Here is a 3,940-nt window from a genome sequence, read left to right as displayed (position 1 = left end):
CGTCTCCCCATCCAACCCCCGCAAAAACAAATACACCGCCCCCCCAATATGGGTATCGTAATCATACGCCGCCCCCAGCCGCGCCCTTAATTGCCGATGCAATGCCAATAAATAAATCGTATATTGCAGCTCATAACGCTTTTCCAGAATCGCCTCCCGCATCGCCTCCGGGGTGTACGCCGCGCCATCCGAACCCAGCCGGTTCGACTTATAATCCGCCACGTAATAGCGCCCTTTATACTCAAACACCAAATCCATGAATCCCTTGAATGCCCCATTCAAACGATCCGGCGTCAACGGCGGGCGCGGCGCACTGTCCAGGGTATAACGAATGGTTAATTCATCCACCGCCCGAGTATCCACCTCGCCCGTGCCGAACCAGAACTCCAACTCCGGCTGATAGGTTTGCAACTCCCCGAAGATAAACTCGCCCGCCTCCAGCGCGAACGGTGCCGCCAGAAAATCCCGCAGCCAACCATCCAGTGGCTCCACCCAATCCAGCCAGTTCTGCACTTCGCAACGCCGGGTGATGGCTTCCCGCCGCAACGCCACGGCGGCTTCCCCATCCCCGGCCACCCGCCCGAAACCCTCCCGCGCCGCCCATTCCAACAGCCCGTGCAGGAACACGCCGGGATTCGCGCCACGGGGAAAATCATGCAGCCCAACCGGACCCGCCGGCATGGCGAAAACCGGGGCGGCAATTTCCCCGCCGGTCTCCATCAGGTTCGATTGCACGGCGGTATCCGGCGCGTCGGCGGTGTCGCCCCCGATGGCTTCCGGCTCGCCCTGGCCCGGCGCGTCCAGCTTGAGGGCGCTGTAGCTGGCGATCCACCAATGCTCGGGAATCCGCCCCGTGAAAATCCGGGCCGGTTCCAACTCCGGGCCAGCGCCGTTGCCCCGGTAGATTTCCTCGCCGGGCTCGGGCGCCGGGACGACGCGGATGGATTCGCACCCGCCCCGCAGCCGCGCCAGCCCCGCGCCCAACTCGGCGGCGGGAATCGCCGCGCCGCCCGCCAGCAGGTGGCCGAGGGCGGCCTTCTCCAACTGGCATTCCTTGGTGTTGCCCGCCTTGACCGGCGCGACGCCCAGCCAACAGGCGTGGCGGGCGCGGGTCAGGGCGACATAGAGCAAGCGCAGGTCTTCCTGGAGCCGTTCCTGGTCGGCCCGCCGCCGGGCCTCGTCGCTCAGGCCGAAGTCGATGCGGACCTCGCCGTTGTCGCCGTGGTAGCGGAAATGGGTGCGCCCCCGCCCGCTCACTTCGCGGAACGAGCAGACGAAGGGCAGGAACACCAGCGGATATTCCAGCCCCTTGGATTTGTGGATGGTGACGACCTTGATAAGCCCGGCGTCGCTTTCCAGGCGGAGGATATGCTCATCCTCGCCGCCCTGGCCGTCGCCGATGGCTTCCGCCAGCCAGCGGATCAAGGCCAGTTCGCCGTCCAGTTCGGTGCTGGCGGATTGCAGCAGTTCGGCCAGGTGCAGGATGTTGGTCAACGAACGCTCGCCGCCAGTGATCGACAGCAGCCGGGCGGGCACGGCGAAGTCGGTCAGCAGCCGGTACAGCATGGGCAGCACGCCTTGCAGCCGCCAGATTTTCCGGTAGTCCCGGAACCGCTCGACCTCGGCTTCCCAACTCGATTCGTGGTTGTTGAGTTCGTCTAGGTCCGCGTAGGACAGGGCGAGGGTGGCGGTCGCCAGGGCGGCGCGGAGGTTGCGGTCGCGCTCCGGCTCGGCGGCGGCGCGGAGCCAGAACAAGAGGTCGGTGGCTTCTTGCGTTTCGAACACCGATTCGCGGTCGGAGAGGTAGACGCTACGCAGCCCGCGCAAGTCCAGGGCGCGGCGCATCGCTTCGGCCTCGATGTGGCTGCGGACCAGGATGGCGATGTCGGCAGGGCGAAGGGCTGCTTCTTCTTCCGCGCTCGTAGTCCCGGCTTCAGCCGGTCCAGCGCCGCCTGAAGGCGGGACTACGAGCGTTATACGGGATTTACGCCGGAACCCCGCTTTCCCCCGCGTCCCCAAATTCAACAGCCGCACAATCTCCGTCGCCGCCGCGTCGGCCATGACTTCCCGGTAATTGGTCAACGCCAAAGCGCCTTGCCCCGCCCATTGCCACAGCGTCAACACCGGCGCGGCTTCGCCCTCGATAAACAAGGCTTCTTCCCGTCCCTGCGCCTCGACCGCCAGAAACGGCAGCGGGTTTTCCCCGTCGCCGCTTTTGAACTTGAACGCCCCGTCCGGCAATTTCTCGGCCTGCTCGAAGACGCCGTTCACCGCCGCCGTCAGCGCATGGGTGGAACGGAAATTACAGCCCAAGGTGTAATGCCGTCCCGCCGTCGCGGCCCGCGCCCGGAGATAGGTGTGCAGGTCGGCGCCCCGGAATGAATAGATGGCCTGCTTGGGGTCGCCGATCATGAACAGCCCCAAATCCCTGCCGTTGTCCCGAACCCGGTAGATCGCATCGAAAATGCGGTACTGCACCGGGTCGGTGTCCTGGAATTCGTCGATCAGGGCGACGGGGAACTGGGCGCGGATGATCTCGGCCAGACGCGGCCCGCCGCCGCCTTGCAAGGCCGCGTCGAGGTGGTTCAACAGGTCGTCGAAATCCATCCGGGCGCGGCGGCGCTTCTCCACGGCATAGCGCCGCCGCACCCATTCCGCCGCGTGGATCAACACTTCGGTGCGGTAATCCGGCTCTTTTTCCAGATGGTCCACGAAGGCTTCCAGCTTGGCGAAGGCTGGGTGTTTGGGAGTCTGGTCCTGGTACTTCTTGTTCATCTTGAAGCGGTTCTGCGCGAAACCCGCCAGCCATTTGGTTTCGCAGTCCGCGCCGCTTTCCGCCCAGGCGGCGAGCCCCTTCAGCCGCGCCTCGAAGCTGTCCTTGCGGTACACGCTGCCGCTCAGCCAGCCATCTTCCGAAGCTTTGCGCAGCAGGGTTTCCAAGTCGGCGCGGTGTTCCGTCCAACAGGCCCGCGCCGCTTGTTCCAGCGCTTGCCGGGCGGTCTCCCAATCGGCCCAGGCTTTGAGGATGGCTTCCAGCGAAGTCGGCACCGTCGCGGGCTGGCCGTCCTTCCACCATTCAGCCAAAGTTTCCCCGAGCAGGGGCTTGAGCGTGCCGAGCAGCGCCTCGGGCGAGGCGGCGATACTTACCACGGCGAGGCTGGCGGTCGGGTCGAGCGGATAGAAGAAGCTGCGCCAGTAGTCCCGCGCCGTCTCGGCCAAAAGCTCGGTGTCGCTGGCGTTGACTTCCATGTTGAACAGGGCGCCGCTGTCGAAGGCGTGTTGCCGCAACATGCGGTGGCACCAGCCGTGAATGGTGTAGATGGCCGCTTCGTCCATCCACTCGGCGGCGATTTCCAAGCGCCGGGCGCAGGCGGGGCGGTCGGTTTCGGGATAGCTGTCGATCAAGGCGCGGAGGAAGTCGTCCGGCTTGCCCTGGCCCCGGAAGGCGCGGGCGGCTTCGGTCAGCCGGGCGCGGACCCGGCCCCGGAGTTCCTTGGTGGCCGCTTCGGTGAAGGTGACGACCAGGATTTCCGTCGGCAGTAGCGGGCGGCGGAAGCGGACACCGTCCTGACCGTGGCCCAGCACCAACCGCACGTACAGGGCGGCGATGGTCCAGGTCTTGCCGGTGCCGGCGCTGGCCTCGATGAGGCGGCTGCCGTGGAGGGGGAATTGGAGGGGGACGAGTGGGGTGGGTGGGGTCATGGGGCGGGGGAAGTGGTTAGTGATGAGGGGCGAGTGGTGAGTAAAAAAACTTTGACGCGATTTTACTTGGCCACCGCGCTTTCCACTTCTCCCTCTCTAGCGGGCACTGCCATTAAGTTAGGCTACCGTTCGCTGAGCGGAGTCGAAGCGAACCTGTCGAGGGGCTTTGATTTCGCTGGCCTCGACTCCGCCCTTCGGCTGCGCTCAGGACAGGCTCAGCCAACGAAATCAAAGCCCG

At 65.4% G+C, this 3,940-nt stretch carries 1 protein-coding gene; it reads right to left on the bottom strand.

Annotation, left to right across the window (positions count from 1 at the left end):
* The coding region (gene recB, locus ACXWUF_RS20035) for an exodeoxyribonuclease V subunit beta (protein ID WP_458496338.1) at positions 1–3,702 on the bottom strand (3,702 nt) is incomplete at its 3' end.
* Positions 3,703–3,940: the final 238 nt, after the last annotated feature.

The organism is Methylomagnum sp. (assembly GCF_054333355.1).
This window is presented reverse-complemented; position numbering and strand designations above follow the sequence as displayed.